This window comes from Pseudomonas viridiflava (genome assembly GCF_003702045.1).
Classification (GTDB): Bacteria; Pseudomonadota; Gammaproteobacteria; order Pseudomonadales; family Pseudomonadaceae; genus Aquipseudomonas; species Aquipseudomonas viridiflava_C.
In genome coordinates, this window is record NZ_RBTP01000012.1 from 578264 (window position 1) to 605173 (window position 26910).

Below are 26910 nucleotides of genomic sequence, written 5' to 3' on the forward strand. Positions count from 1 at the left end.
GCGTTCCTTTGGATGACCCGTCATGACGTAACAGGATTTCCAGCGTCGGACCAGTGGCCGTAGAGCAAGCGGCGAGACTGACGAATGGACGCAGAAGCCTTTGAAAAGGCCTCTGCGCTGCGCTAGAGGGATGGGTTTGCAGAGCCTTGGCTTTTGCCCAGTGTATTTTTTACGGTGTGGGAAAACTCGACGAGGTTGAAGGGCTTGAAAAGCACTTTTCCCATGAGCTGTCCTTCGGTGATGCCTTCAGCTTTGGCGTAGCCGGTGATGAATAACACTTTGAGGTCTGGCTGCTTCGCTGTCAGCTCCTGAGCCAGCATGATGCCGTTCATGGGGCCGGGTAGCCCGATGTCGGTGATCAACAGGTCAAGCGAGCCGAGCTTTTCCGCGTGATCGAGCGCTGAGATGCAATCGGCGGCTTCACATACCGTGTAACCCTGTTCGGTGAGTAATTCTGCAGCGATTTCGCGGACCCCGGTTTCGTCGTCCACGATCAGAATCCGCTCGCCATGTCCGGGCTTTTCCGGCATGGCTGCGTCTTCGACGTCGGCCGGTCGCTCAGCACTGCGCCGGTCAACCGGGAAACACATGGTCACGGTTGTGCCTTTACCGGGTTCGCTCTGAATGCGTACCTGCCCGCCAGACTGCCGGGTAAAGCCATAAATCATGGACAACCCAAGACCGGTACCCTGACCGATTTTCTTGGTTGTAAAGAAGGGATCGAAAGCACGACGCAGCACCTCCTCGTCCATCCCGCAGCCGTCATCGGTGACTGAAATCACCACATGGGGTACGGGCTGTAAATCCTCGGCCAGCGCCAGTGCCTGATCCGCGTCTACACGCCGGGTACTGATGGTCAGTGTGCCACCCTGCGGCATCGCGTCTCGTGCGTTGATCGACAGGTTGAGCAGCGCGTTTTCCAGCTGGTTAAGGTCGCAATTGATGTTGCCGGTACTGCACAGTTGGCATTGCACCTGAATCATCGGCCCCATCGTGCGACGGATCATGTCTTCCATGCTGGCGACCACTGCGGTGGGGTCCAGTATCTGGGGTTCCAGCGGTTGCAGCCGCGAAAAGGCCAACAGACGTGCGGTCAGGGCCGCTGCTCGCTTGACGGCCGTCAATGCCAGAGCCTGATATTTGCCCACCTCGGCAAAGCGCTTGCTATCCAGACGCAACTGGATCAGCTCAAGGCTGGCGGAAATGCTGCCGAGCAGATTATTGAAGTCGTGGGCGATACCGCCGGTGAGCTGACCCACAGCCTCCATTTTCTGGCTCTGTCGCAGCTTGGCCTCAGCGGCTTCGCGTTCACGCTGCTCCAGTTGCAACTGCTGGGTGCGTTCGGCGATCCGCTCCTCCAACTGGTCGTTCCATTGCCGCAGTACCGACTCCAGCTGAACGCGGTCATTGATGTCTTCCACCGTGCCGTACCACTGCCTGCAAAGACCGGTCTCATCCAGATCGGGAAATGCCCGAACCCGATACCAGTGATAATCGCCCATGCTCTTGCGCAACCGGACTTGAATGTCGAACGGCTGCAGCGTTGCCACCGACTGCCGCCACTGCTGAATGATCATGGGCATGTCATCCGGGTGTGTGGATTGCCTCCAGCCCTGGCCCAGGGTTCTTTCGCGGAGCACGCCTGAAAAGTCCGACCAGCGATGGTCCAGCGACGTGATGGTGCCTTGGGTATCGGCTGTCCAAGGGATCTGTGGGTTCAGTTGCACCGCGATGCGGTATTGCCGTTCGCTTTCACGCAGTCGCGCTTCGGTCGCTTTCAGCGCATCGGTGATTCTGAACCGCTCGAAGCAGCCGGCGATCAGGTTGGCGTAGCTGCGCAGAAAATCCACATCACTTCCGCTGAAATCGCGTGAGACGCGACTGTCGACCTGGAAAATTCCGATCGGCTCCTGATTGTGCGGGGCGTAGACGATGACATTGACGAACGCTTTTACATGATTTTCCGTCTGGAAAGGGTGCAGCTGGAATCGGCTGTCCTGGAGCGCATCGGTGGAAATCACCGGTTGATTGATGTTCAGCGAGTACCACTCGGGACACCCTGGCTTTAACGGCAATTTCAACTGCCCGACAATGCCCGGTGTCCAGCCGACACCATTGCGAACCCACAGCTGGCGTCGGTCTGGCATGATCTGAACGAATTTCGCTAAATGGGTGCCAAGTGCTTCGCCTGCCTTGGCGCACGCGGAATTGATGACCACATCCAGGTCTGGACTGATCAAGGCCAGCTCACCGAACTCTGCCAGTACCCTGCGCTGGCGCAGCAATGCCTGCTCGCGCTCAAACCGGTTCATCTGATTTTTCCCGCAGGCCCATTGTTCATGTGCTCCTGATGCTGGCATATCCTTATCCCGTAAACCTGAAAGTCTGTAATTGAAACAATGGAGCTGTCGGCGGGCGATGGATAAACGCGTTCGCCGGAAAGAACGTTTTATAGACTGCTAAACCGCCAGGCTGCGGCGAGAAGTTCGAAAATCCGTTGATTACCTTAATCGCCACATGCCGTAAGTTTTTGGAGTGAAACTACGAAATAAAAGTGCCTAGTTTTTGCAGTAAAGTCGATATCCTTTTGAGTGGGTTGTATATTCAAAAGGGTGTAAGTTGATCATTAGTTATCGGCTTCTAACGTTTTTGCAACCTGGCCGTTTTGGCTGAGTGCAGTGGCCGCCCATCGCACGACAACTGCACGTTACTGGAGCCTCAAACGGTGCCGGAAGTTGCCTTCGATTTTATCTTTCCAGCCTTTTTTAAGGGCTGGCGGGCTTTTTTCTGTGGGGCGGGAGGGGCAACGCTACTGGTAATCGAACCTGTCAGGCCATCACTGTTCTGACCGTCCAGCTCACGCTTCGCCTCGAGCCAGTGTTCGAAGTCCATGCCTTCGGGCTTGCCTTGTTCTTCCCAGAGGCGGTAAGCGATCTGTTTGAGGGTATCTTCGTTCATTGCGTTCTCCTACGGTGTGAAACAAATAACTAATCAAGCCCTGAGGAGAAAGATTAGTTTATCTTTTTCCTCAGGGAGTGTTTCAGCGGTAAAACAGATGAGTGGAGGGCTTAATGCAGAGTGGTGCAGTATAAAAGTGGGTGCGTTACCCGTAACGAACTGCGTGTGTCGTCAGTGCGCGAGCATGTTGTGGTGAATGCTGAACATGATCCACAACGTCAGCCCGACCAACAGCACAATAATCACGAGTGAAAAGATCAGCGCTCTCAAGTTCCAGCGTTGCTCGGCGGCCGTGTCCAGATGCAGGAAATACTTCAAGTGCACCACGATCTGGATCATGCCAGTCAAGACCACCACCCAGACGGTCGTCATGCGGGACAGGGCCGGGTACATGGCCAATAGAAAGGGAATGAGGGTCAGCACCACCGAGAGGATGAAGCCGACCCTGTAAGAGCGGCTGCTGCCGTGGCTGGTGCCAGCCGAACTGCGCACAGGACTTTGAGTGTACATATCAGACGACTCCCAGAATGTAGACAACGGTAAATACGCAGATCCAGACGACATCCAGGAAGTGCCAGAACAGACTCAGGCAACTGAGCCGTGTCGCATGCACGGTGGTGAGCCCTCGGCTGTGAACCTGCCACATCAGAATTGCCATCCAGATCAGCCCGGTGAGCACGTGAGCACCGTGGGTGCCGACGAGCGTGAAGAACGCCGTCAGGAATGCGCTGCGGTCAGGCCCGTAACCTTGCTGGATCAAGTGATGAAATTCATTGATCTCCATGGCGATGAAAGCGCTGCCCAATAAGAAAGTCACAGCCAGCCAGCGCAGCACGCCTGTGCGGTCATCGCGGTTCATGGCAAGCATGGCGTAGCCGTAGGTGATGCTGCTCAACAGCAGCAGCATGGTTTCGGTCAGTACGTAAGGCAGTTCGAAGATATCGACCGTGGAAGGCCCGCCCGCCACACTGTCACGCAGCACCGCATAGCCCGCGAACAGCGTCGCGAACAAAATGCAGTCGGTCATCAGGTAGATCCAGAAGCCGAAGACTGACATTGACCCTGAGTCTTCGTGGCCTTGCTCTTCGCTGTGGGCAATGTCCTTGTCGATCACGATGTTAGACATACTCAGGCCTCCGCCAATGCTTTGAGTCGCGCCTGTTCGATGTCTGCCACCTCGCGCGCCGGGATGAAATAGTCGATGTCATCGTTGTTACTGCGAATGACCATCGTGACCACCGAAGCGACCAGGCCGAACGCGGCCAGCCACCATATATGCCAGACCAGCGCGAAGCTTGCGATCAGCGCGAACAGGCTGATGACCAGCCCGGCAGGTGTATTGCGCGGCATGTGGATGGCCCGGTAGTCGGTATGGCTGAGCGTACTGACGCCGCGTTCTTTCATGCCCCAGTAAGCGTCCAGATCGTCGACTTTGGGCTGCTCGGCAAAGTTGTAGACGGGGGGAGGGGATGCCGTCGCCCATTCCAGGGTTCTGGCATCCCAAGGGTCGCCCGTGGTGTCTCGGGTCTTGTGGCGGTGACGGATACTGACGAACAACTGCAAGGCTTGCCCGGCAACCCCAACCAAAATGATCGCCACGCCGATCAGCTCCAGCATCAGCCAAGGCGCCCATTCCGGATTGTCGAAGTGATTGAGACGTCGTGTCATGCCCATGAAGCCCAGTACGTAGGACGGCATAAAGGCGAAGTAGAAACCGACGATCCAGCACCAGAAGGAGAGACGCCCGAGTCTGTCGTTAAGCCTGAAACCGAACGCTTTGGGGAACCAGTACGTGAGGCCCGCCATGTAGCCGAACACTGCGCCGCCGATGATCACGTTATGGAAGTGGGCGACCAGGAACAGGCTGTTGTGCAACAGGAAGTCTGCGCCGGGTACGGCCAGCAGCACGCCGGTCATGCCGCCGATGCTGAAGGTCACGATGAAGCCGATGGTCCAGAGCATGGGTGTTTCGAAGCGCACCCGGCCGCGGTACATGGTGAACAGCCAAGTGAAGATCTTCACGCCCGTCGGCACGGCGATGATCATTGTCATGATGCCGAAGAACGCGTTGACGTTGGCTCCTGCGCCCATCGTGAAAAAATGGTGCAGCCAGACGATGAACGACAGCACGGTGATCACAATGGTCGCCCACACCAGCGATTTGTAGCCGAACAGGCGTTTGCTGCTGAACGTGGCCGCGATCTCGGAAAAGATACCGAAGGCGGGCAGGATAAGGATGTAGACCTCCGGATGCCCCCAGGCCCAGATCAGGTTCACGTACATCATGGGGTTGCCGCCGGCTTCGCTGGTGAAGAAGTGCATGCCCAGGTAGCGGTCCAGGGTCAGCATGAACAGCGTGGCGGTCAGGATCGGAAAGGCGGCCAGGATCAGGATCGAGGTGCATAGCGCCGTCCAGGTGAATACCGGCATCTTGAACAGCGTCATGCCTGTGGTGCGCATTTTCAGGATCGTGACGAAAAAATTGAGCCCCGTCAGCAGCGTCCCTATCCCTGATATCTGTAACGACCAGATGTAATAGTCCACGCCGACCCCGGGGCTGTACCCCAGCTCTGACAGCGGAGGGTAGGCCACCCAGCCCGTCCGTGCGAACTCTCCCACACCCAGTGAAATATTCACCAGCGCAGCGCCTACGACGAACAGCCAGAAGCTCAACGCATTGAGAAACGGGTAGGCCACGTCACGGGCACCGATCTGCAGTGGCACCACGATATTCAGCAAGCCGACCATAAAGGGCATCGCCATGAAAAAGATCATGATGACGCCGTGTGCGGTGAAGATCTGGTCGTAGTGCTCAGGCGGCAGATAGCCCGGTCCGCCATCAGCGGCCATCGCTTGTTGGGTACGCATCATGATGGCGTCGGAGAAACCGCGCAGCAGCATGACCAGCGCCACGATGATGTACATGCAGCCAATCTTCTTGTGATCCACCGAGGTGAACCATTCCCGCCACAGGTAACCCCAGGCACCTTTCCAGGTAATCGAGCCGATCATCCCAATGGCAATAAGTCCAACCACACCCAAGGTGTACATGACGATGGGTTCATGAAGCGGGATGGCATCCCAGGACAGTTTTCCGAACATCTCAGCGCTCCTTCGTCATCGTATTCCGGTCATCGGCGTCTTCGGCAGCCACAGGCTCCGGTATCGTTTTTTTGGCTTTGTTCATCCCCTCGTACTTGTCGACGATGGTCTTGAACAACTGCTGATCGACAGACGAGTAGTAGGTGATGTCATACCCGTGCGTGGGAATGGCCAGTGCCTTGTAGGCCGATTGATCAAGTGCTCCGGACGTGCCCTTGACCTTGTTCACCCAGGCCTCGAATTCGGCCGGCGTGGTGGCCAGCGTGCTGAAATGCATGTCGGAAAAGCCCTGGCCGCTGTAGTTGGCAGAGAAACCCCGGTATTGGCCTGGCTGGTTGGCGATCAGGTGCAATTTGGTCTGCATCCCGGCCATCGCGTAGATCTGCCCGCCCAGCGCCGGGATGAAGAACGAGTTCATGGCGGCGTCGGACGTTACCGTGAAACTCACAGGTGTATGCACCGGCATGGCCAGTTCATTCACGGTGGCGATGCCCAGGTCCGGGTAGATGAACAGCCATTTCCAGTCCATCGCGACGACCTGAACATTGAGCGGCGGGTTGTCGGATTCGATGGGCCGGTAAGGATCCAGTTTGTGGGTGGTGACCCAAGTGACCCAGCCCAGGATGATAATAATGATCAGCGGAACGCCCCAGACCACCGCTTCGATCTTGTGAGAACTGGCCCAGCGAGGCGAGTACTGGGCTTTTTTGTTGGTCGCCCGGTACTTGTAAGCGAACAGAAAGGTCATGAAGATGACCGGAATCACCACCAACAGCATCAGGACGGTGGCCAGAATGATCAGATTGCGCTCTTCAATGGCAATCTGCCCTTTGGGGTTGAAAATCACCCAGTTACAGCCAGACATCAACAGGGCAATGAACAATAAAAGACAATGCTTGGTAGTTCGCATTGACGCTCTTCCTTACGCTTCAAATAAAAAACCGGTTGCTAGTCTTTTGCCATCACGGGCGGCAGATGAATCTGCCACCGGGTATGAACTGACTGAACAACTGCAGGACGTCTGATAAGACCTGGTAATTACCGGGCAACAGGGTCCCGTCGCTCCATGCATTCGAAGTTTTCCTCGGGCTGCAGGGCGCAGGATCGATAACGCTGGCCTTCCGGCTGCCCGGCATTAGTTGCCCGATTACCCGAGTTTTCCGAAAAGCGCTCATACACTTTGTCTGCCTGTGTAGAGGCTGTAGAGGCGGAGCGGTTATAGCGCTCATAGTGCGAAGGATGCGACATTTAGGGACTCCCGGCCACGCGCGTAAAGCACAGCCTTTTGCCATTATTCATGCCGACTGCGTATCTGGCTACCAACCTGTTTGAAGGGGCAAGTGTGGCTTGGTTTTAAAAAAATGCCCGAAAGTCGACGAGTGGTCTAACTAACGAAGCGACGTTATTACCTTTGGTCGGCCCCCTCTGGCAGGCAGGCGTAAGTTTCATATGCTGAACGAGTGGGTCTTGTATGCCATAGCGTTTTTGGAGGGCAATATGTTCAATAAAGCATCAACTTCTGCCGCGCCGCCTGACAATCCTGTGACCGAGAAAAGTTACGAGCGCGATCTGGAAAATGGGTGTAAAGCCAATGTCTGTGCTCACGAGTTGCCGGAAGGCGATATTGAGTTGGTGGTGTGCGTGTATGGGGCGGACGGGCACACTGTCGCCAAACGAACCACAAAACTGCCCGCTGCCGAATGGACCGTCCCGGATGCCATGAAACGAGGCCGGGATCAGGCCGAGCGCATTGCTGGTGGGGAGTCTGGGCGGCTGCCCTGTGCTGACCGCGCCGACCGTGATGACGACGATGAGGAAGATTGACTTTTATCAGGCCCGTCATGAGTAGACGGCGTGGATGACGAAGTCGCCTTGCAGTTCAGGCGCTTCTATCGCGTGAATCATTCCGGCTGCCTTCGCCTGTGCGGGATCGAGAATCCTGGGCGCAGCGGTCAGGTACTTCTCGATCTCCAGCGTTTGCTGCGCATCTTCAGTGCGTTCGCCAACAATACGTGCATATAAGTGAAGGTCATAATCCAGGCTCATGGCGTATTCAGACATGCGTGCGTGATCGACCGAGCCGTTTAAGTACCAGTGGAACGGATGAAACAGGAACTTGCTGTGTTCGCAAGCCGTTCTGCGTTGCCCTGCGAGGAACACGATATTACCCATCGATTCGACCGTGCCAAGATTATGGGTGTGCAGAGGGATGGGGAGTGTCAGCAGAAAGTTGTACATGGTGAATCCGTAGCTGCTTTCGCCCCCCATCGTTGCGATATTGACCCTCAGCCCGGTGGCTTTACGCTGTACGGCCAGTGCGGCTTTATCGATGAGCTGCCCGCAGGTCGATGCGTTGATAGGGCCGGTGAAATTGATGACGTGTAAGGTCATGGCGCACCTTCAGATGATTGCTGCCTGTATTCGCTCTGAAAAGCTGGCAAAGGATCGCCCGGCGAATGCGGTGCAGTGAAGCCGCCGTGTCCGCCGGGCGATCATGAAGAATAGAGGAAAGGTGATCCCTCACGTTCATCCTGCAAGCTTAGCTATTTCCTCCACCACCGTGGCTGTTCTGGCCTCCCTTGCGTCCCGCTTCGGAGGCTTTTTCACGGTCATTGGCAAAGTTGCCGCCGCTGTTTTGACCGCCTTTACTGCCCGCTTCTGCAGCACGTTCAGGGTCGTTCTTGAAGTTGCCACCGCTGTTTTGACCGCCTTTGCTGCCCGCCTCGGCGGCACGCTCAGGATCGTTCTTGAAGTTGCCGCCACTGTTTTGGCCGCCCTTGCTGCCGATCTCTTGATAGAACTCTTTATCGTGGCTGGCGGAAGTGGCTTCCCCACCTTTTTTACCCGCTTCGTTTACGCTCATGCCGCCTTGTTTATCTTGTGCCATGTTCTGATACCTCATGGAAGTTGCAGTTGTGTACAAGTCAACAATCGGAGTCGATTGCCTGAGTCCTGGGCGCACGACCTGCAACGGTCTGATCGATCGCGCAGGGTTCCGGACGTGTCTCTATGGCAATAGCGTGCAGTACTGATCAGGAACTGCGAAGCCTTTGTTCGGAAAAGGCAACAACTACGCCATCACATCCGGAACGTGATAAGCCGTTAGTCAATCAAGACTGGCGGCCACCACCGTGACTGTGCTGTCCACCTTTTTTACCGGCCTCGGATGCTTTTTCTCTGTCATTGGCAAAGTTGCCGCCCGATGCCTGTCCTCCTTTCTTACCTGCTTCCGATGCCTTTTCGCGATCATTGGCAAAGTTGCCCGGGTTTTTATTACCTGTCGTCATGATGGCTCTCCAGTATCAAATAAGGGTGCTTGAGGTTTACATCCGTTTATTGCAACGGACATCTACTCCGATACGTGCCAGACGCAGAATGCTTTTACTATTTTTTGCTGGCCGGATGAACGGCAGTAGTTGTAATAGCTGTGTACAAGTAACCCACCGTGCAGGTGAAGTTGTACAACTTTGATAACGGAACGCCCTGCGTCGATACCTGTTGCACTTTTCATTTATTTTATAGGCCACCTCTTGTGGGAAGCGGCAACGTCACACGGGCAGAGAAGAGTTGGATGCAGCCACGGATTCCTATTGGTAACGACGCAAGGTCGTACCACTACGTCCCGTAACACGGAAAAATATTCTTCGGCCCCGTGATCCACGTCAGCCTCGCACACGTATCTAGGCGTTATTTTTTTTCAGGCACTTGTTCTGTCACGTTCGGGAGGCACATGGATCCGCGTCTGGCAGGGCTTTCTTTCCTGCTCACTCTCGCCTGGGCCGGGGCGGTTGCCCTGGTTATCTGGCTTTTTTCCTGATGGCCCAACACGGAACACGGCATCCGATCATTGGTAGTGGCGAACTAGTGGCGTGGGGCGCAATCTGTACATACTAAGGTGCAGTAGCAGTCTCGTTTGCCGCTCATCGCTGATTCTGGTGGCTGCAGCGGTATCGCAGCGCTATCGGATTCATTGAGAAATACGATTACCCGTTTTGCCAGGCAGGCAGCAACGTCACACGTGTCGTGGAGGTTTGCCTGGCCTGCGAATACCAGCGCGTACCACTTTTAATCACTGCTTTCACTTTCTGAGCACTTTTCATGTCGACCACAACTGTAAGTACCCCTAAGGACACAACCGGGGTGCAGTTGGACCTCCACTCGCTAATGGCAGCCATTGATCGGTCGCAGGCGATGATCGAGTTCGATCTCGAAGGCAATATCCTGCACGCCAATACCAATTTCCTGGACTCCGTGGGGTATCGGCTGGACGAGATTCAGGGGCGTCACCACCGAATTTTCTGCACCCCTGACCACGCTTCCAGCCTTGAATACGCCACGTTCTGGAAAACGCTGGGTGAGGGCGCCTTCGAAAAAGGTCAGTACAAACGGTTGGGCAAGGGCGGCAAGGAAATCTGGTTGCAGGCCACCTACAACCCTGTGTTCGACGAACAGGGTAACCCGTTCAAAGTCGTGAAGTTCGCGACCGATGTGACCCATCAGCGCAAAACCAATGCCGAGTACGAAGGCAAGGTGGCGGCCATTGAACGCTCGCAGGCCGTGATCGAGTTCGACCTGAACGGTCGGGTGCTCAGCGCCAATGAAAACTTTCTGGCGATTCTGGGCTATCGCCTCGACGAAGTTCAGGGCCAGCATCACCGCATGTTTTGCGACGACGAGTACCTCAACAGCCCGGCCTACCGTGCTTTCTGGGCCAAGCTTGAGCGTGGCGAATATGATTCGGGCGAGTACAAGCGTGTCGGCAAGGGCGGTCGCGAGTTGTGGATCAGCGCCACCTACAACCCCATCCTTGACCCGGAAGGTCGTCCGTACAAGGTCGTCAAGTTCGCCAACGACGTGACGGAAAGCCGTGCGCGCCAGGCCGAACAGGCTGGCAAGGTCACTGCCATCGAGCGTTCTCAGGCCGTGATCGAGTTCGACCTGACCGGTAAGGTTCTGACGGCCAATCGCAACTTTCTGAACGTATTTGGTTACGACCTGAGCGAAATCGTGGGCGAACACCACCGCATGTTCTGTTGCGAGGAGTTCATCAGCAGCCTTGGCTATCGTGAGCTGTGGGAGAAACTCGGCCGTGGTGAATACGACGCCAGCGAATACAAGCGCAAGCGCAAGGACGGCAAAGAGATCTGGATCCAGGCCACCTACAACCCGATTTTCGACGCTCAGGGCAACGCGTACAAGATCGTCAAGTTCGCCCTGGACGTCACCGACGCCAAGGAAAGCAGTGTCGAGGACAAAGGCAAAGTCACGGCGATCGACCGTGCCCAAGCGGTCATAGAATTCGACATGGCCGGTAATATCCTCACCGCCAACCCCAACTTCCTCAAGGCGATGGGTTACGGGATGCAGGAGCTCAAGGGCCAGCATCACCGGATCTTTTGCGAAGAGGAGTATGTGCGCAGCACGCCTTATCGCGAGTTCTGGCATGGGCTGGGGCAGGGCGAGTTCTTCTCGGGACGCTTCATGCGCCTGAGCAAGTACGGCCAGCACATCTGGATTCAGGCGACCTACAACCCGATCTTCGATCACGAAGGCAAGCCGTTCAAAGTGGTCAAGTTCGCCACCGATATCACCCGTCAGGTCGAAATCGAGCAAGCCATCGAGGCCAAGACCCTGGCAATGCGCGAGTCGGTCAATACGCTGATGAACGCCATTGCCTACGTGGCGCAAAGCACCGACACGGCCACCGAACTGGCCAGGTTGACCCGCGACCAGGCCAGCCGTGGATCGCAGACGCTGGGCAAGGCGTCAGAAGCGATGAGCATGATCGCCAAATCGGCGGAAGGCATTCAGGACATCGTTCAGGTCATCAGCGAAATCGCCAGCCAGACCAACATGCTCGCCTTCAACGCGGCCATCGAAGCGGCGCGCGCGGGTGAGCACGGCCTGGGTTTCTCGGTGGTTGCCGATGAGGTGCGCAAGCTGGCCGAGAAGTCGTCGCGGGCCACCAAGGAGATCAACAAGTTGATCCTTGAGACGGTGGGACGGATCGAGTCGGGCAACGAAATCTCCCGCAGTGCGGGTGAGGCATTCGAGCACATTGTCGAGGGTGTGATGCAGACGACCCAGGCGATTGACGGAATCAATACGGCCACCGAGAAACAGCGCATCTCTGCTCAGGAAGTCGAATCGCTGATTATCGAACTGCACAAGACCAATTCGAACAGCAACACCGAAGCGATGGAAAAAATATCCTTAGGGCAGCCTGCATGAACGACGTGAAGGCCTACGGTGTGGTGCAGATAAACGGCACGTACCTGGCCGTGACCGCCGATGCACTGATGGAAGCGGTGCATTGGCCGACCGATTTGCAGCCGCATCCGCTTACACGCGGGGCGCTGCTGGGGGTATTTACGTTGCGTGGCAAGCCCGTACCGCTGGTCGATTTACGCGGCCAGCTTGCCGAAGGCACCGACGCGTCGGCCGTCACGCCGTTGGTGGCCATCCTGAAGTTCGGTGCTGGCTACCTGGGGCTTGCGATCCATGCGGTGTGCGACATTCTCAAGGCGCGCGATGCGCAGTTCTGCTCGATAGGGCCGCAAGGTTCCCGTACCGGATTGTTGCCGGAGTTGCTGTTGAGCAGCGAAGAGTCGCGCATGATCTACAAACTGGACTTGCAGGTTCTGGCCAGCCTGCCGTGCGTCATGTTTGCGGCGGATCAGCATGCACAGTTGCTCAAGGAAGAAGCCCAGGCGGCCAAACGTCGCTTGCTGCATTACCTGGTCTTCGAGTGTGACGGCCGCCACTTCTGCATCGATGCCAGCGTGGTCACCGAACTGGTGGACGGGCCTGAGATCAGCGCCTCGGATTTCGGCAGCGACTGCTGTTTCGGCGTGACGTCGGTACGGGGTACAAAGGTGCCGGCGCTTAACCTCTCTGAAGTCTTGGGGCTGGACCATGTGCGTCAAGCAGCCAAGCCCCAGTTGTTGTTGCTGACCGCGCCGGATGGCCGCGTATGCGGATTCGGCTACGACCGGATGGTGGCGATCCATCGCCAGGACCCCGACAGCCTGTTGGCGGTGCCCGCGTATGGTTTGCCGCATCCCAAGCTGTTCGCAGGCGTGATGAACCTTCAGGACGGCGAGCAGGCGTTGCTGCTCGATCATCTGCAGTTGCTACAGCGGCCCGAGGTCACGAGTTACACCAAGGTCTATCAGAACGATGTGCAACCCGCTCAGGCCTCCCACGATGTCACCAAGGCGATGCTGCGCCACGCCTGCCTGTTGTTCGACGCGCCGACCCGCTTCGTGGCGCCATTGAGTCAGATCGTCGAGATTCTTGCCGTGCCCGACCGGTTGATCGGTCTGGCCCAGCCCTCGACCCATTTGCTGGGGCAGTTCAATCTGCGCGGTGAGCAGGTGCCGCTGATCTGCCTGAGCAGCTTGCTCGGGGAGACGCCGCCCGCTCAGAGCGAAACCTCTCGGGTGCTGATCGTGCGTGGCGAACGTCTATGTTTTGGTTTCGCCGTGAGTCGTGTGGATTCGATCGATGCGTTCAATCAGTTCGACCCCGCCATGCTCGATCAGGGCTGGCAGACCAACCTGGGCAAGGAAGTATCGGTCAATGACCGGGCGCGTTCATTGGTCAGTGTCGGCAGCGCTGAACGCAGTTGGCGTCTGACGCTACTGGACCTACAGGGTGTCGCCCGACAACTGGAACGCAGTGTCGAGCCGCGTGCAGTTGCTTGATGCGGTATGAATCAATCTGAACCGATTGCTGCACACGTGGCCTTATGTGAACAGCCACCTGTGGAGCATCGGACAATGACCGACCAGAAAGACGAGAAGAAACCGGAGCCTGACGACGATGTGCCTGCGCACTCGACACCCGAGGAAAAGGAACGCCTGAAGGACTTCAACAAGGATGGCATTCCGCCCGGTGTGTGCTGAAATACGCGCCATCAAAAACGCCCGGCCTATAACAGGTCGGGCGTTTTCGTTTTCGTTTACGGCTGCCGGCGTTCATGCGCCCGCTGCGAAATCGCGCAGCACAGGGCCTTCCATTCGATACCGCACCCACTCATCCTGCGGTGCTGCACCGATGGCTTCATAGAACTGGATGGCCGGCTCGTTCCAGTCCAACACGCTCCACTCCAGACGACCGCAATCGTTGGCCACCGCTTCGCGAGCGATGTGGCGTAGCAGCGCGCGGCCAGCACCGACGCTGCGGTGCTGCGGCGTGATGTAGAGGTCCTCCAGGTACACGCCGTTGCGTCCCAGCCAGGTGGAATAGCTGTAGAAGTACACGGCGTAACCGATGGGGACGCCATCGTGCAGGCAAATCAGCGCCTTGGCGGGCGCGTTTTCGGCAAACAGTGAGCGCTGAATGTCCTCTGCGCTGGCCTTGACTTCATGACCGGCCCGCTCATAGATCGCAAGTTCGGTAATGAAGGCCAGGATTTGACCGGTGTCGGCGGCAGTAGCAGGACGAATGTCGAGGGGCACGAAGACTTTCCTTGGCGAGTGGGCGCGTCATGATAGTCGATTCGCTACTCAGGCATCACGCAGCAGGTCGTTGGCGTTGAGCAATTGCCAGGCGATCTGTGGGTTGGCTTCCAGGGCCCGGCGGATGGCGGTGGGGATCGACTGGCGAGTCTTGCGGCATAAACCGGTCTTGTGTTGGACCACGATGTTGATGCCGCGCATGGTCCGCACCTCGTTGACGCCCGGTTCCACGCCCACGTAGACACCCAACTGTTCAGCGACTTTGTACAGAACATGCTCAAGGTCGTTCAGGCTGGTGACGCGTTCGAGGCGTTCCAGTAGGCGCCGTTCTTCATCGCGAGTCAGCAGCAGCACTCGCCTGTCGGCATCCGGCGCATCCAGCCGTTCCCACTCGCAATCGCAGGCTCCGGGAGGACAGGGGTTTCGGACGGTAAGGGGAGCATTCATCGGCGCAGCATAGCCATTGTGTGAGGCCTCTGACCATAGGTGTTTCAGGCCATCTGTCGTGACGCAGGCGACTGAGCACCGAAGAAACGTAATGGTGCCGGAGCGGAACGATGTTGGCTGCGAGACAGCGCTGCGTCAAAGGCATGGGCAACACCGGCTGCAACGGTCTAACCCCCAAGGCGTATGCAGAACACTGAGCGCGCAGTGTGCTGACGTGCGCAAGAATGTCCGAGACGCCCGGCCGGGTTTCTGCGAAAGTTGCTCCCCCATCATCGGTCGTGCGGGTTTTCATGTTTCGTTATTCATCGCCTTATCAGGCGTTTAGCCAAGGTGCCATTGCGGTCATGCCACTGTCGCTGGCGTGTGCGCCTTGGGGGCTGCTGGCCGGGTCGCTGGCGCTGGAAGCCAATCTGACGCCGCTGGAGAGCCAGGGTTTATCCGCCATCGTGTTTGCTGGCGCTGCGCAACTGGTTGCCATCGGTATGCTGAAAAGCGGGGCGGGCATCGGTTCGATTCTGCTGACGACCCTGCTACTGACTTCCCAGCACCTGCTTTATGGACTGCACATGCGCCCGACACTCTCCAGCTTGCCGCTGCGCTGGCGACTGAGTCTGGGCTTTTTGCTGACCGATGAGTTCTTTGCCCTCAACAGTCAGCACGGCGGGGCATCCTTCAATCGCTGGTTCGCGCTCGGGGTCGGGCTGACGTTCTACCTGCTCTGGAACCTGTTCACGTTTGTAGGCATCGTGCTGGGTAACAGTATTCCGGGGCTGGAACATTTGGGGCTGGAGTTCTCGATCATCGCTACGTTTATTGCCCTGGTCACCCCACTGGTGCGCAGTGTGCCGGTGGTGGTCTGTGTGGCCGTTTCACTGTTTTGTTCAGTGCTGTTCAGCTACTGGCAGTTGAGTGCTGCGCTGGTCTTGGCGGGAATAGCGGGCATGACGGCCGGCTTCGTCTGCAAGCGCGCACTGGGGCAGGGGGCATCATGATGTTCGTCGTGATCATCGGAATGGGGTTGGCAGTGTTTTTCAATCGCTACCTGTTTCTGGAGCCGCGCCTGCCGTTCACCCTTGGGCGCAACGCACGGGATTTTCTAGGATTTGCAGTGCCAGGCATGCTGACCGCGATTTGTGGGCCGATCATCTTTCTGCCTGAACATCAGCTCGAACTGAGCCTGACCAACCCTTATTTGCTGGGCGCCCTGTGTACCATCGCATTGATGCTCTGGACCCGGCGAGTCCTGACCAGCGTGGTGCTCGGCATGGCTTGCTTCTACGGGTTTCGCTGGTGGTTTGCCCTGTAGCATGCGGTGTCGCCAATGAGGCCGGCCTTGCGAGCGCAGGCCTGCCTGGTTTAAAGCCGTCGACCGAATATCACCTCAGTTTGGCCATTTCATCTCACCCTTGATGACCTTCGCGCTCATTTCCAGCGAACCGGGCTCGGCCAGTTGCGGCCAGGCTTTGTGCATGGCGTCGATCAGCGCTGCGGAGTCCTTGGCCTTAGTGGCGTTCTCTTCGAAAGACCTGAGGTAGTCAGCGGTAAACGTGACGGCTTTGGTCCCTTCAGGCACCTGGCCCAGGTAATGGCCTGGAATGACGGTGGCCGGCTTCAACGCTTCGATGCCCTTGAGGGTGGCGAGCCAGTCCTGGCGGGATTTCGGCGTCTGGGTGTCGGCGACCCAGACATGAATGCCGCTGGACACCACAACGCCACCGACAACCGTCTTGAGCGAGGGAATCCACACGTAGCTGCGTTCCGGAGCCGCGCTATCCAGCCCTTTGATTTGCAACGGCTGACCTTCCAGCGTCAGATGATTTCCCTTGAGCACTTCAGGCAAGACCAGTTTGGCTGGCGCGTTGTCTTTCAGGATAGGACCCCAGTACGCCAGCTTGCCTTGCATCGAGGCCTTGATGGCGTTCACTGTCGGTTCGCTGGCGACAATTTTGGCCTCAGGGAAGGCCGCCTGGATAACGTCCAGACCGAAGTAGTAGTCCGGGTCACTGTGGCTGATGTAAACCGTGGTGAGCTTCTTGCCGCTGGCCTTGATCTTCTGTACCAGCGCCTGGGCGTCATTGCGCTGAAACTGGGCATCGATCAGCACGGCGTCATGCTGGCCGATGATCAGTTCGGATGAAACCGGGAAGATGGCCTTTTCGGCCGGGTTGTAGACATCGATCTTCAGCGGATCGGCCGCTTGAGCGGCGAGCGGCAAAAGGGTGGCGAAGGAGAGGGCGAGCAGGGCACGGCGCAGCATGGGAACGACCTTTTCGAGTGGCAGAACGGAAGTGGCCTTATCTTAAGTTGCTTGAAGTGAAACAAAAGCCTCACTATCGGCAACTATCAATTGCTTGAATCGGACGAATCATGGATCGCATCGTGGCAGCTCGGGTGTTCGTGGCCATCAACGAGCGTGGCAGCTTGGTCGCGGCCGCCGAGTCGCTGGACATGTCCCGGGCGATGGTTACGCGGTATCTGGCGCAAATGGAAACCTGGGCGGGTGCACGCTTGCTGCACCGCACCACCCGCAAGCTGGGTCTGACGGCCCCTGGTCAGGTGACCCTGGCTCGGTGTCGGCAGCTGCTTGAACTGGCCGACGCCGTGCCGCTGGCTGCCGACACGCAGGTGGACGAGCCACGCGGAATGTTGCGAATCGCCTGCTCGCAGTCATTGGCGCAGGCGGTGTTGGCACCGGCAGTGACGGCTTACCTGCGACGTTATCCGGGGACTTCGGTGGATCTGCTGATCGGCAATCAGGCGGTGGACCTGGTCAGCGAACGGATCGATCTGGCGATCCGCATCACCAATCAACTGGACCCCAACCTCATTGCCCGTCCCCTGGGGAGCTGTGAGTCCGTCGTCTGTGCAGCGCCCGGCTATCTGGCCATACATGGCACGCCGAACCGGCCGCAGGCGCTGAGCACTCACAACTGCCTGACGTATTCCTACTTCGGCAAAAGCCTTTGGGAGTTCGTCCACGCCGAGCAACCGCTGAGCGTACCCGTAGGCGGCAATCTGAGCGCCAATGACTCAGTGGTGCTGCTTGAGGCCGCCGTGGCCGGTGCCGGGATCACCTTGCAGCCGGTGCATTCGGCTGCGCCGCTGATTGCCAACGGAACGCTTGTTGCGCTGATGCCCGATTACCAGCCTCGTTCGCTGGGCATGCATGGGGTCTATACCTCACGACACCATCAATCGGCGACCTTGCGTACCATGCTGGACTTTTTGTCGGGTCGGTTTGGGGGGGAGATGTTGGTGCGCGGGTAGGCGGGTAGAGGCACTCATTGCATGCTGCGCAACACCGCGTGCGCAGGCCTTGCTGACGGTTCCCGGCAGATCGCCGGCAAGCCGCCTCCCACGCGGCTAGGTGTTTGCTGCGCGACAGCGCCACGGCGAACACCGGGTGGGGTCTCCCATAACAACGCGTGTCCTCAGCAGGTCACGCGCTGTTCGTGCAGGCTTCTATAAAAGCCTTTGCCATCACGTCTTGAACTTGCGCACCAGTGCATCCAGCTCGTTGGACAATGACGCCAGGCTGGTGGAGTCGGCGCGGGCCGAATCGGACAGGGTGGCGATCAGTTGTGCATCGCCATGAATCTGGCTGATATGGCGGTTAATATCCTCGGCCACTTGATGCTGTTCTTCGGCCGCCGTGGCGATCTGGGTGTTCATGTCGCGGATCACGTCCACCGACTCACGGATCTGCCCAAAGCTGCTGCGCGCCTGCCCGATCTTGGTGACCGACTGTTGCGACACATCCAGGCTTGCGTTCATCTGTTGTGCCACGGACTTGGTGCGTTTGGCCAGGTTGCCCAACAGCGTATCGATCTCGGCAGTCGAGTCGGCCGTGCGCTTGGCGAGCGCCCGGACTTCATCGGCCACCACGGCAAACCCGCGACCCTGTTCACCGGCACGGGCAGCTTCGATGGCGGCGTTGAGCGCCAGCAGGTTGGTCTGTTCGGCAATCGAGCGAATGGTGGCCAGAATCGATTGGATGTCGATGCTGTCCTTCTCCAATTGCGTCACGTCCTTGGCCGAGCGGGCGATTTCCTCGCTCAACTGATCCACGCTGCGCACGGCATCGTCGATCTGAAGCTGACCTTCGCGTGCCTGTTGCTGACCGTTGTCGGCCGAATCGGCGGCCTGGCTGCACGAGCGGGCGACTTCGTTGGAGGTAGCGACCATCTCATGGAACGCCGTGGACACCATGTCCACCGCTTCGCGCTGACGACCTGCGGCTTCGGCCATGTCGTTGGAAACACGGGTCGAGCTGTGTGACGCTTCGAGAATTTTATGCGCTGCCTGGCCGATGTGCTGGATCAGGCTGCGAATCGCGGTCAGGAACTTGTTGAACCAGCCCGCCAGCTGTGCGGTTTCATCGTTGCCGCGCACTGTCAGGTTATGGGTCAAGTCGCCTTCACCGCCCGCGATGCCTTCAAGCCCGGTCGAGACACTGTGAATCGGGCGCACGATGACGCTGGCGAAACTGGCACCGACGATAGCGAACACCAGTGCCAGCACGGCAGCGATGATGCCGATCAGCCAGGTCAGACGGGTGGCCGAAGCCATCACTTCGTCCTGTTTGATCAGGCCAATGAAGTTCCAGCCCAACTGATCGGACGGGTAAACGTTGGCCATGTAGCGCTCGCCGTTGAGCGTGAGTTCGACCAACCCACTGCTGGTCTTGGCCAGCTCGGCAAAACCGTCACCCAGTTCACCCAGCTTTTTGAAATTGTGTTCCGGCTGCTTGGGGTCGACCAGTACCGTGCCGTTCTTCTCCATCAGCATCAGATAACCGCTTTCACCCAGCTTGATCTGCTTGACGATGTTGGTCAGCTGCTTGAGCGACACGTCGATATTGACCACGCCGCCGGGGTTGCCCAGCTTGTTGGGTATCGCACGGATGGTGCTGACCAGCACCGCGTCGTCGGCGGCCCAGTAATAGGCGTCGCTGCGCACAGTCTTGCCGACATTGGCCATCGCGGTCTTGTACCAGGGGCGGACGCGCGGGTCGTAGTTGCTCATCCGCGGGTCTTCCGGCGTCATGATGTAGGTGCCGTTGATCAGACCGTACGAAACGTAGGAATAAGCCGGGTGCGCCTTGGCGATGCTGGCGAACAGCTCGGTGGCCTGCCTGTCGTTCTCCGACTGAGGCGTCGCCGCTGCGCCCATGTAACTTCTGAAGTCGTCGCTGGCGCCCGCGATCAGCGGATGCGCGGCGATGTAGTTGACGTTCTGAGTGATGCCATCGAAGAACAACTGCATGGCATTGTCGACCTGACGAATTTCGCGTCCGCTGCCATCTACAAAACCCTTGGTCGCTTCGTCCCGCAAGTTCACTACAACGATCGTCGCCACGACGATGATGGGCAAGCACGCAATCACTGCGAACGCCCAAGTCAATTTCTGTTTGATGTTCATGTGAGCTCCGGAGTGTCCATTACTACCGTGTGTTGGGCGCTGCATTTATCCATGCAGTCTGTTGAACCATGTCATCACTCGGGAGCGCTGTCTTATGGTCTACCACTAGCGAGTCGGCGTCTGCGCAGGATTCTTTAAGGCGGGTGGCGCTTACAGATATTTATGTCGTTTCTGGATCAAGAGTGGTGACCCGGTTCGCTGCTACATGCCGTTTTGGGTCAGATTTCCGCGTCTGTCAGCGTGAGCCGAAGGGCAGATCCCGGCCGCCCGACGAGCTCATGAATGCCGGGCGAACGGTTTGCGCTGAACCTGTGCCCGGCACAGCGCTGTGCGGGAGCAAACCTCACCGAAAAGCGGGGACCACGTGTTTGATGAACAGCTCCAGCGACTTCTTCTTCTCGGCGTGCGGCAGGCTGTTGTCGCACCAGAAGCTGAACTCGTCGACGCCCAGTTCCTGGTAGTACTGGATGCGTGGAATGATCTCTTCCGGTGTGCCGATCATCGCCGTCTTGTGCAGGCTTTCGAGGGCGAATTCGGGACGCTCGACGAATTTCTCTTCAGGGCTCGGCGCGAGGAAGCCGTTGACGGGCGTCTGCTTGTTGCCGAACCAGGCATCGAAGGTGCGATAAAACTTCGAGATCGCTTTGGCCCCGACCTGCCAGCCTTCAGGGTCGTCTGCGGCGTGGACGTGGGTATGGCGCAGGACCATGAGTTGTGGGCGTGGCACGTCTGGGTTGTTGGCCAGCGCGGCCTCGAACTTGTTCTTCAGGTCGACAACTTCCTCGTCGCCCTTCATCAGTGGTGTGACCATGACGTTGCAGCCGTTCGCCACCGCAAAGTTGTGCGAGTCCGGATCGCGAGCAGCAATCCACATTGGCGGCGTATTGATGGGCTTGGGCACGCAGGTCGAGGTCGGGAATTTCCAGATATCGCCGTCGTGGGCATAGTCGCCTCGCCACAAGGCTCGCACCACTGGGACCATTTCGCGCAGGGCCTTGCCGCCTTCGGACGCCGGCATGCCACCGGCCATCCGATCAAATTCGACCTGATAGGCACCGCGTGCCAGGCCGACCTCCATGCGCCCGTTACTGATCACGTCCAGCAGCGCACATTCGCCTGCAACCCGCAGCGGGTGCCAGAACGGCGCGATGATGGTGCCTGCGCCCAGGTGGATGGTCTCGGTTCTGGCCGCCAGATACGCCAGCAACGGCATGGGGCTTGGGGAGATGGTGTATTCCATCGCGTGGTGCTCGCCGATCCAGACTGTGCTGAAGCCGCCTTTCTCGGCCATCAGCGTGAGCTCGGTGAGGTCTTCGAAAAGCTGGCGGTGGCTGACGGTTTCGTCCCAGCGTTCCATGTGCACGAACAGCGAAAATTTCATGACACTTACCTCGATCAGATCGGAGTGCGGTTGTGGCAGCACTCGTATTTTCAAATGAGTGGTATGAGCAAATGCGTATCAGGCCAGCGCGGGAAGGGTGCTCATCTTGCCCCGGCAATACACCATCGGGTCGACAGGTTGTTGAGGCTGAATCAGGTTCTTGATCGCGCCCACCATGATCGCGTGATCGCCACCTTCATACTCGCGCCACAATTCACACTCGATGATCGCCGTGGCGTTGCTCAGCAGCGGGTTGCCCAGCGCGCTCAACGTCCACTGGATCCCTTCGGCCTTGAGTTTGCCTTTGCGGGCGAAGGCGTAGGCTTCTTCCTGCTGTGAACCGGAGAGCAGATGAATCGCGAAGCGCTTGCTCTTGATCAACGTGGCGTAGGAGTCGGAGCTGTAATTGGGGCAGAACAGGACCAGGGGCGGATCCATCGACAATGAGCTGAAGGCACTGGCGGTCAGGCCGACGACGTCGCCCTCGTCGTTGAGCGTGGTGATGACGGTGACACCCGACGGAAATGAGGCCATGACGTTCTTGTAGTCGGTTGCGTCGATCATTTGCTACCTCTGCGCGGTGTGCCGACAGGCATGATGATTGTCTGTCTGATGGTATACCGTAATACTAATAGTGCAAATGTTTTTTGTCTGTTCAGCGCGCAGGCGATCACGCAATGCGTCCTGAGAAGGTTGCATTGTGCTGACTGATGTCGCCCAAGAATGCGGTAGAGAGGGAAGCGTCCAGGAGCCTGAACGCTTGGAGAGGCGCTACTTAACTGCAGGCTTCATTCTGAATGTATTCGGACGTGGAATCTGGAATCACCGGTCCCATGCCGCTGACAGCGTGAGCGCTTTCCATGATCTCAAGCGTTGCGCCCGTACCCACCAGATTGACCGTGTGGTTGTCGCAGTTGTAAACGCGCTTGGAATAGATCACGCCCAGCAAACTTTCTCGCTTGGTGACAACGATCCGATGAGTGAGTGCGCCGGTCTTTTCCACCAGCGCGTGCTGTGCCGCCGGGTCGTGAGGAATCGATATGGGCTTGCTTTCGGCATGAGCCGAAATAGCGGGGAGGAGGAGTGCCAGACACCAGGCGTGAAATTTCATCAGTGCTCCTGCGGATGAACAAGGCTTCATTGGATCCAAACCTACGCTGGGCCTGAGCAGTTGAATAGCCAGTGGCCATGCATTTCGTCGGGTTTGTATCACGCTTCAGACAGGTGGTCAGCCAAGCCTGCCGTCCGTCGTCGTCGCCCTATTTTCAGTGGGCTGAATTCGTTTTTGGCCGATGCAGTCTGTGAAGCCTAGTCGGAATCTGTTGAGCGTCAGGCAAACGCTTGAGTCACCAGAGCCGCCACCACCAGATACCGAGCGCCCTTGGCCAATGTGACGATCAGCACGAAGCGCCACAGTGGTTCGCGCAATACGCCGGCCATGACTGTGAGCGGATCCCCAATGATGGGCACCCAGCTCAGAAGCAGTGACCCGTAGCCGTACTTCAGATAAAACCCTTGGGCCTTGTGTAGCTGTGTCTGGCTGATCGGGAACCAGCGCTTGTGGCGCAGGCGCTCTATAAAGCGCCCCAGCATCCAGTTCACTATCGAACCCAGTACATTGCCCAGGGTTGCGACCCACAACAGGGTCAAGGTCGAATACGCCTTGCTGGCCAACATGCCGGCCAGCACGGTTTCCGACTGCATCGGCAACAACGTCGCCGCACCCAGTGCTGCCATGAAGAGGCCGAAATAGCTTGAAAGCTCGAACATCGAAAGATGCCTTGTGGGTGCAGAACCTTCGCGAAGGGCGGGACGGGTCTGAGCCATCAGTAGACCGAATGAGCATTGTGTTGCACGTCGCCGCCTGCTTTCAAGGCAACGAACTGTTGCCTGGGCAACACCGGCTCGACACCTTGCCCGGCTGCCGACAGATGGTCTGCTGTTAGAGACGCTTCAACCCTTTGATTTTCTTGAATAACCTTCGGTGGCACGGTTGCTGCTCTGTTGCTCATCGCCAAGCCCGCTCGATTCTTGTGTCCGGGACCCTGAAGCCAGAGGAGTAACGATATGAGCCAGACCCCTATTAAATTTGCGTACTGGGTGCCGAACGTCAGCGGCGGGCTGGTGGTGAGCAAGATCGAACAGCGCACCAGCTGGACCATCGACTACAACCGAAAACTGGCGCAGATCGCCGAAAAGTCGGGATTTGAATACGCTCTGACTCAGATTCGCTTTACAGCAGGTTACGGCGCCGAATATCAGCATGAATCGGTCGCGTTCAGTCATGCGCTGCTGGCGGCGACTGAAAAGCTCAAAGTGATCGCCGCGATTCTACCGGGGCCTTGGACGCCCTCGGTGGTCGCCAAACAGTTGGCGACCATTGATCAGCTCACCGCCGGGCGCGTGGCGGTAAACATCGTCAGCGGCTGGTTCAAAGGCGAATTCACCGCCATCGGCGAGCCCTGGCTTGAGCATGATGAGCGCTATCGCCGTTCCGAGGAGTTCATCCGCGCGTTGAAAGGCATCTGGACCACCGACAACTTCACGTTCAAGGGCGATTTCTACCGCTTCCACGATTACACCCTCAAGCCCAAGCCGATCCAGCGTCCGCACCCGGAAATCTTTCAAGGGGGCAGCTCCAGGGCCGCGCGGGACATGGCCGCTCGGGTGTCGGACTGGTATTTCACCAACGGCAATACCGTCGAAGGCATCAAGGCCCAGGTCGATGACATTCGGGCCAAAGCTGCCGCCAACGGGCACTCGGTGAAGATCGGCGTCAATGCGTTCATCATCGCCCGGGATACGGAGGAGGAGGCCCGAGCCGTGCTGGCCGAGATCGTCGACAAAGCGGATCCGGAAGCCGTCAATGCCTTTGGCGACGCCGCGAAGCAGGCTGGCAAGTCGAGTCCGGAAGGTGAGGGCAACTGGGCCAAATCCACCTTTCAAGACTTGATCCAGTACAACGACGGCTTCAAGACCAACCTGATTGGCACGCCACGCCAGATTGCCGAGCGCATCGTGCAACTGAAAGCCGTCGGCGTTGACCTGGTGTTGTCAGCCTTTCTGCATTTTCAGGAGGAAGTCGCCTACTTTGGCGAACATGTGCTGCCACTGGTGCGTGAACTGGAGGCTGCTTCTCTACGCACGCCCGAAAAAGCTGCCGCCACCGCCTGATCGATCCAGCTCCCCCTCGCAACGAACCTGCCCCATCGCCGTGAGCCGTTGCGCTCACGGTCCCTCTAAAAATATTCTTCAACTTGTGATCCAATCCACACGCTTACGCGTATGTTGACCCCTGTTTGCCGTGTGATCCCGCTTCATTCAGTCGCCCCAAGCGATTCCCGGGTGCGACATCGGGCGCCTTGGCTCACGACTGTGATGCCGATGAAGGACTATCGATGTATCTGAATACCCACGCTCAGGTTTCGTGCGAGTCGGTTGCGCGAGCGCTCATTGCTTACGGAGGCAGGTTTTGAAACGCGATCTCAGACTTGCCTCATGGCTGATCTGCACAGTCTGCACCTGCGTTGTGCTGCTGATGGCCTGGCAAACCTGGACTGCTCGCCAGAAAACCCTCGAAAACATTCAAACCAGCAGCGCAAACCTGGCCAGCGCGTTGAGCACTTACACCGACGGCATTTTCAAGCAAAGCGAGCTGATGCTCATCGGCCTGACTGAGCGTGTAGAAAAGGACGGCAGCGGACCGGATCAGGTCGAACGCTTGCGGTCGGTCATCGCACGTGAAATGGGGGCTTTGCCGCAAATCAGCAGTGTGTCGCTGTACAACGCCGAGGGCATCTGCACCTTCTCCACCAACGACAACGCGGTGGGCATCAACAGCACGCATCGGGAGTTTTTCAGGCACCACGCCGAAAACCCAGGACGTGCCCCGTTCATTGGCCCGACCATCCGCAGCCGTGCCAACGGGCAGTGGGTGGTGTCGGTGAGCCGCAGGATCAATCACCCGGACTCAAGCTTTGCAGGCCTGATGGTGGTGACCATCAGCATTGATTATCTGATCAAATTCTATTCCGGCATTCAGGTGGGCAGTTCCGGGGTCATTAGTCTGACGTCGGCAAGCGGGCGGCTGCATGTGCGGTTTCCCTATCGTGAAAACGACATCGGTCGCGACCTGTCCTCGACGCCCATTTTCGGGCGTTATCAAAGTGCGCATTCTGGTATCACTGAATTTGTATCCCGACTGGACGGTGTGCCGCGTTTCTACGCGTTCAAGCGCAGCGACGTCTATCCGCTGGTGACGGTGGTCGCGCTGGGCCAAGAGGAAGCCATGAGTGCCTGGCTGGGGCAGGCCAAGCAATCGCTGTTGCTTGTGCTGGTGCTACTCGCGCTGGTGGTAGGGTTGGGGGTTCGCCTGATCGGCCATATCCACAGCCGCATCCGGGTCGAGGAGCAGTTGCGGGTGTCGCAGGCAGCGTTGATCGAACTCAACCAGAACCTTGAGTTGATTGCCTCTGAAGACAAACTGACCGGCCTGGCCAACCGCAGGCGCTTCGATCAGTTCATCGAACTTGAATTCAAGCGCGCCCGCCGCGAGCGCAGTATCTTGTCGTTGATCCTGATCGATGCCGACCATTTCAAACGCTACAACGACCATTTTGGCCATTTGGCCGGGGATGAGTGCCTGGTCGCAATCAGTCGGCTCGTCGAGCAATGCATACGCCGTCCTGGCGACATCGCTGCCCGTTATGGCGGTGAAGAAATCGCCGTGGTGCTGCCCAGCACCGACGAAGCGAGCGCACGCCGAGTGGCCGAAAGCATTCTGCTCAAGTTGCAGGAACAGCGCATCGCGCACCCGGCAAGCCCGTTCGAGATCGTGACCGTCAGCCTCGGGGTGGCAACGTTTGTCGGCACCGATCGACAACTGGATCAGCGCGGGCTGATTCAGTTGGCGGACCGGGCGCTGTATGCCGCCAAATCACAGGGCCGCAACCGGGTGAGCGTCGCGTCTGAAGCGGTGAACGACACGTTGCCAGCCTGGACGAATGGCCATGATCCCTCTGCCGAAACTCCCAGTCAGGCCTCTGATACCCTGTCCTGAGTCTGCGCTGCGGAATTCCCCAGACACAGCACATCTGCATCACACCCACGCCCTGTGCCGTTTTGTCGCACCCGCGCTGC

General features: G+C 58.0%; 26 protein-coding genes and 3 pseudogenes. 10 read left to right on the forward strand and 19 right to left on the reverse strand.

Translation table 11 applies throughout. The features are described 5' to 3' along the window. Nucleotides 1-122 precede the first annotated feature (122 nt). The 6 genes from ALP40_RS04710 to cyoA all read right to left on the reverse strand — a co-directional run bounded on the left by ALP40_RS04710 (nt 123) and on the right by cyoA (nt 6970). Nucleotides 123-2312 carry an ATP-binding protein gene (locus tag ALP40_RS04710; protein WP_122207108.1) on the reverse strand — a complete coding sequence of 730 codons (2190 nt, stop codon included), beginning with the start codon at nt 2310-2312 and terminating at the stop codon, nt 123-125. 406 nt (nt 2313-2718) lie between these two features. Further along, the gene (locus ALP40_RS04715; RefSeq protein ID WP_122207109.1) at nt 2719-2958 is read right to left on the reverse strand and encodes a DUF2934 domain-containing protein; all 240 of its coding nucleotides are present in this window, start codon (nt 2956-2958) and stop codon (nt 2719-2721) included. A 171-nt stretch (nt 2959-3129) separates the two neighbouring features. Next, nucleotides 3130-3468: a cytochrome o ubiquinol oxidase subunit IV gene (gene cyoD, locus ALP40_RS04720; protein ID WP_122207110.1), complete on the reverse strand. Its 339-nt coding sequence runs from the start codon at nt 3466-3468 to the stop codon at nt 3130-3132. Between the two features lies 1 nt (nt 3469). After that, a complete protein-coding gene (gene cyoC, locus ALP40_RS04725) occupies nt 3470-4084 on the reverse strand; it encodes a cytochrome o ubiquinol oxidase subunit III (RefSeq protein ID WP_122207111.1) in 615 nt (204 codons plus the stop codon). 2 nt (nt 4085-4086) lie between these two features. After that, nucleotides 4087-6060: a cytochrome o ubiquinol oxidase subunit I gene (cyoB, locus tag ALP40_RS04730; RefSeq protein WP_122207112.1), complete on the reverse strand. Its 1974-nt coding sequence runs from the start codon at nt 6058-6060 to the stop codon at nt 4087-4089. 1 nt (nt 6061) lies between these two features. Beyond that, nucleotides 6062-6970: a ubiquinol oxidase subunit II gene (gene cyoA / locus ALP40_RS04735; RefSeq protein WP_122207113.1), complete on the reverse strand. Its 909-nt coding sequence runs from the start codon at nt 6968-6970 to the stop codon at nt 6062-6064. 587 nt (nt 6971-7557) lie between these two features. Here cyoA and ALP40_RS04740 point away from each other — a divergent pair. Then, nucleotides 7558-7884 (forward strand): hypothetical protein, encoded by a 327-nt coding sequence (locus ALP40_RS04740; RefSeq protein ID WP_122207436.1) that lies wholly within the window; start codon nt 7558-7560, stop codon nt 7882-7884. Between the two features lie 15 nt (nt 7885-7899). On the opposite strand, the gene ALP40_RS04745 is transcribed toward ALP40_RS04740, so the two are convergent. The 3 genes from ALP40_RS04745 to ALP40_RS04755 form a co-directional block, all read right to left on the reverse strand. Next, nucleotides 7900-8451, reverse strand: coding sequence for an ATP-dependent Clp protease proteolytic subunit (locus ALP40_RS04745; protein WP_122207114.1), 552 nt, complete (start codon nt 8449-8451; stop codon nt 7900-7902). Nucleotides 8452-8599: 148 nt separating this feature from the next. Next, nucleotides 8600-8947 (reverse strand): general stress protein, encoded by a 348-nt coding sequence (locus tag ALP40_RS04750; protein ID WP_122207115.1) that lies wholly within the window; start codon nt 8945-8947, stop codon nt 8600-8602. A 223-nt stretch (nt 8948-9170) separates the two neighbouring features. Continuing rightward, complete coding sequence (locus ALP40_RS04755; RefSeq protein ID WP_122207116.1) at nt 9171-9347, reverse strand: general stress protein; 177 nt, start codon at nt 9345-9347, stop codon at nt 9171-9173. An 877-nt stretch (nt 9348-10224) separates the two neighbouring features. Here ALP40_RS04755 and ALP40_RS04760 point away from each other — a divergent pair. From ALP40_RS04760 to ALP40_RS25715, 4 genes and pseudogenes are all read left to right on the forward strand, one after another. Further along, a pseudogene (locus tag ALP40_RS04760) lies at nt 10225-11664 on the forward strand (PAS domain S-box protein); the annotation flags it as partial. Nucleotides 11665-11823: 159 nt separating this feature from the next. Next, a pseudogene (locus ALP40_RS26020) lies at nt 11824-12291 on the forward strand (methyl-accepting chemotaxis protein); the annotation flags it as partial. Next, a complete protein-coding gene (locus tag ALP40_RS04765; RefSeq protein WP_122207118.1) occupies nt 12288-13766 on the forward strand; it encodes a chemotaxis protein CheW in 1479 nt (492 codons plus the stop codon). The pseudogene ALP40_RS26020 and the gene ALP40_RS04765, both read left to right, overlap by 4 nt. A 75-nt stretch (nt 13767-13841) precedes the next feature. After that, nucleotides 13842-13967, forward strand: a complete 126-nt coding sequence (locus tag ALP40_RS25715; RefSeq protein ID WP_122207119.1) for a hypothetical protein — start codon at nt 13842-13844, stop codon at nt 13965-13967. A gap of 72 nt (nt 13968-14039) precedes the next feature. Here the strand turns inward: ALP40_RS25715 and ALP40_RS04775 are convergent, their stop codons facing one another. Both ALP40_RS04775 and ALP40_RS04780 read right to left on the reverse strand, forming a co-directional pair. Continuing rightward, nucleotides 14040-14522, reverse strand: coding sequence for a GNAT family N-acetyltransferase (locus tag ALP40_RS04775; protein WP_122207120.1), 483 nt, complete (start codon nt 14520-14522; stop codon nt 14040-14042). Nucleotides 14523-14570: 48 nt separating this feature from the next. Next, the gene (locus ALP40_RS04780; RefSeq protein WP_122207121.1) at nt 14571-14969 is read right to left on the reverse strand and encodes a hypothetical protein; all 399 of its coding nucleotides are present in this window, start codon (nt 14967-14969) and stop codon (nt 14571-14573) included. A 290-nt stretch (nt 14970-15259) separates the two neighbouring features. Here ALP40_RS04780 and ALP40_RS04785 point away from each other — a divergent pair, with 290 nt between their 5' ends. Both ALP40_RS04785 and ALP40_RS04790 read left to right on the forward strand, forming a co-directional pair. Then, nucleotides 15260-15961 carry an AzlC family ABC transporter permease gene (locus ALP40_RS04785; protein WP_122207122.1) on the forward strand — a complete coding sequence of 234 codons (702 nt, stop codon included), beginning with the start codon at nt 15260-15262 and terminating at the stop codon, nt 15959-15961. Then, nucleotides 15958-16275 (forward strand): AzlD domain-containing protein, encoded by a 318-nt coding sequence (locus ALP40_RS04790; protein WP_122207123.1) that lies wholly within the window; start codon nt 15958-15960, stop codon nt 16273-16275. The genes ALP40_RS04785 and ALP40_RS04790 overlap by 4 nt, the downstream gene beginning before the upstream one ends. A 75-nt stretch (nt 16276-16350) precedes the next feature. Here ALP40_RS04790 and ALP40_RS04795 read toward each other — a convergent pair whose 3' ends face one another. Then, nucleotides 16351-17226 carry an MBL fold metallo-hydrolase gene (locus tag ALP40_RS04795; protein ID WP_122207124.1) on the reverse strand — a complete coding sequence of 292 codons (876 nt, stop codon included), beginning with the start codon at nt 17224-17226 and terminating at the stop codon, nt 16351-16353. Nucleotides 17227-17336: 110 nt separating this feature from the next. On the opposite strand from ALP40_RS04795, the gene ALP40_RS04800 reads away from it, so the two are divergent. Next, nucleotides 17337-18236 (forward strand): LysR family transcriptional regulator, encoded by a 900-nt coding sequence (locus tag ALP40_RS04800; RefSeq protein ID WP_122207125.1) that lies wholly within the window; start codon nt 17337-17339, stop codon nt 18234-18236. 213 nt (nt 18237-18449) lie between these two features. On the opposite strand, the gene ALP40_RS26025 is transcribed toward ALP40_RS04800, so the two are convergent. The 7 genes and pseudogenes from ALP40_RS26025 to ALP40_RS25350 form a co-directional block, all read right to left on the reverse strand. Continuing rightward, nucleotides 18450-19217 (reverse strand): methyl-accepting chemotaxis protein, encoded by a 768-nt coding sequence (locus ALP40_RS26025; protein WP_375139987.1) that lies wholly within the window; start codon nt 19215-19217, stop codon nt 18450-18452. Nucleotides 19218-19307: 90 nt separating this feature from the next. After that, nucleotides 19308-20435, reverse strand: a pseudogene (locus ALP40_RS26030) (cache domain-containing protein); the annotation flags it as partial. A gap of 298 nt (nt 20436-20733) precedes the next feature. Next, entirely contained in the window at nt 20734-21771 is a 1038-nt protein-coding gene (locus ALP40_RS04810) for an LLM class flavin-dependent oxidoreductase (protein WP_122207437.1), read from the reverse strand. A gap of 78 nt (nt 21772-21849) precedes the next feature. Beyond that, entirely contained in the window at nt 21850-22335 is a 486-nt protein-coding gene (locus ALP40_RS04815; RefSeq protein ID WP_122207127.1) for a flavin reductase family protein, read from the reverse strand. 211 nt (nt 22336-22546) lie between these two features. Next, nucleotides 22547-22882, reverse strand: a complete 336-nt coding sequence (locus tag ALP40_RS04820; protein WP_122207128.1) for a hypothetical protein — start codon at nt 22880-22882, stop codon at nt 22547-22549. 218 nt (nt 22883-23100) lie between these two features. Further along, on the reverse strand, nt 23101-23541 hold the full coding sequence (locus tag ALP40_RS04825; protein ID WP_122207129.1) for a YqaA family protein: 441 nt from the start codon (nt 23539-23541) through the stop codon (nt 23101-23103). A 56-nt stretch (nt 23542-23597) separates the two neighbouring features. Further along, nucleotides 23598-23783: a hypothetical protein gene (locus ALP40_RS25350; RefSeq protein ID WP_147478293.1), complete on the reverse strand. Its 186-nt coding sequence runs from the start codon at nt 23781-23783 to the stop codon at nt 23598-23600. A gap of 55 nt (nt 23784-23838) precedes the next feature. Here ALP40_RS25350 and sfnG point away from each other — a divergent pair, with 55 nt between their 5' ends. Next, entirely contained in the window at nt 23839-24945 is a 1107-nt protein-coding gene (gene sfnG / locus ALP40_RS04830; RefSeq protein WP_122207130.1) for a dimethylsulfone monooxygenase SfnG, read from the forward strand. 298 nt (nt 24946-25243) lie between these two features. Beyond that, the gene (locus tag ALP40_RS04835; protein WP_122207131.1) at nt 25244-26830 is read left to right on the forward strand and encodes a sensor domain-containing diguanylate cyclase; all 1587 of its coding nucleotides are present in this window, start codon (nt 25244-25246) and stop codon (nt 26828-26830) included. Nucleotides 26831-26910 lie beyond the last annotated feature (80 nt).

Coding starts and splice junctions, on each gene's coding strand:
- cyoC (WP_122207111.1), bottom strand. CDS start 4,084: ATGTCTAACATCGTGATCGACAAGGACATTGCCCACAGCGAAGAGCAA.
- ALP40_RS04715 (WP_122207109.1), bottom strand. CDS start 2,958: ATGAACGAAGATACCCTCAAACAGATCGCTTACCGCCTCTGGGAAGAA.
- ALP40_RS04755 (WP_122207116.1), bottom strand. CDS start 9,347: ATGACGACAGGTAATAAAAACCCGGGCAACTTTGCCAATGATCGCGAA.
- ALP40_RS04785 (WP_122207122.1), top strand. CDS start 15,260: ATGTTTCGTTATTCATCGCCTTATCAGGCGTTTAGCCAAGGTGCCATT.
- ALP40_RS04790 (WP_122207123.1), top strand. CDS start 15,958: ATGATGTTCGTCGTGATCATCGGAATGGGGTTGGCAGTGTTTTTCAAT.
- cyoB (WP_122207112.1), bottom strand. CDS start 6,060: ATGTTCGGAAAACTGTCCTGGGATGCCATCCCGCTTCATGAACCCATC.
- ALP40_RS25350 (WP_147478293.1), bottom strand. CDS start 23,783: ATGAGCAACAGAGCAGCAACCGTGCCACCGAAGGTTATTCAAGAAAAT.
- ALP40_RS04740 (WP_122207436.1), top strand. CDS start 7,558: ATGTTCAATAAAGCATCAACTTCTGCCGCGCCGCCTGACAATCCTGTG.
- cyoA (WP_122207113.1), bottom strand. CDS start 6,970: ATGCGAACTACCAAGCATTGTCTTTTATTGTTCATTGCCCTGTTGATG.
- ALP40_RS04820 (WP_122207128.1), bottom strand. CDS start 22,882: ATGAAATTTCACGCCTGGTGTCTGGCACTCCTCCTCCCCGCTATTTCG.
- ALP40_RS04765 (WP_122207118.1), top strand. CDS start 12,288: ATGAACGACGTGAAGGCCTACGGTGTGGTGCAGATAAACGGCACGTAC.
- ALP40_RS04780 (WP_122207121.1), bottom strand. CDS start 14,969: ATGAATGCTCCCCTTACCGTCCGAAACCCCTGTCCTCCCGGAGCCTGC.
- ALP40_RS25715 (WP_122207119.1), top strand. CDS start 13,842: ATGACCGACCAGAAAGACGAGAAGAAACCGGAGCCTGACGACGATGTG.
- ALP40_RS04750 (WP_122207115.1), bottom strand. CDS start 8,947: ATGGCACAAGATAAACAAGGCGGCATGAGCGTAAACGAAGCGGGTAAA.
- ALP40_RS04815 (WP_122207127.1), bottom strand. CDS start 22,335: ATGATCGACGCAACCGACTACAAGAACGTCATGGCCTCATTTCCGTCG.
- ALP40_RS04810 (WP_122207437.1), bottom strand. CDS start 21,771: ATGAAATTTTCGCTGTTCGTGCACATGGAACGCTGGGACGAAACCGTC.
- ALP40_RS04825 (WP_122207129.1), bottom strand. CDS start 23,541: ATGTTCGAGCTTTCAAGCTATTTCGGCCTCTTCATGGCAGCACTGGGT.
- ALP40_RS04745 (WP_122207114.1), bottom strand. CDS start 8,451: ATGACCTTACACGTCATCAATTTCACCGGCCCTATCAACGCATCGACC.
- ALP40_RS04795 (WP_122207124.1), bottom strand. CDS start 17,226: ATGCTGCGCCGTGCCCTGCTCGCCCTCTCCTTCGCCACCCTTTTGCCG.
- ALP40_RS04800 (WP_122207125.1), top strand. CDS start 17,337: ATGGATCGCATCGTGGCAGCTCGGGTGTTCGTGGCCATCAACGAGCGT.
- sfnG (WP_122207130.1), top strand. CDS start 23,839: ATGAGCCAGACCCCTATTAAATTTGCGTACTGGGTGCCGAACGTCAGC.
- ALP40_RS26025 (WP_375139987.1), bottom strand. CDS start 19,217: ATGGCCGAAGCCGCAGGTCGTCAGCGCGAAGCGGTGGACATGGTGTCC.
- ALP40_RS04710 (WP_122207108.1), bottom strand. CDS start 2,312: ATGAACCGGTTTGAGCGCGAGCAGGCATTGCTGCGCCAGCGCAGGGTA.
- cyoD (WP_122207110.1), bottom strand. CDS start 3,468: ATGTACACTCAAAGTCCTGTGCGCAGTTCGGCTGGCACCAGCCACGGC.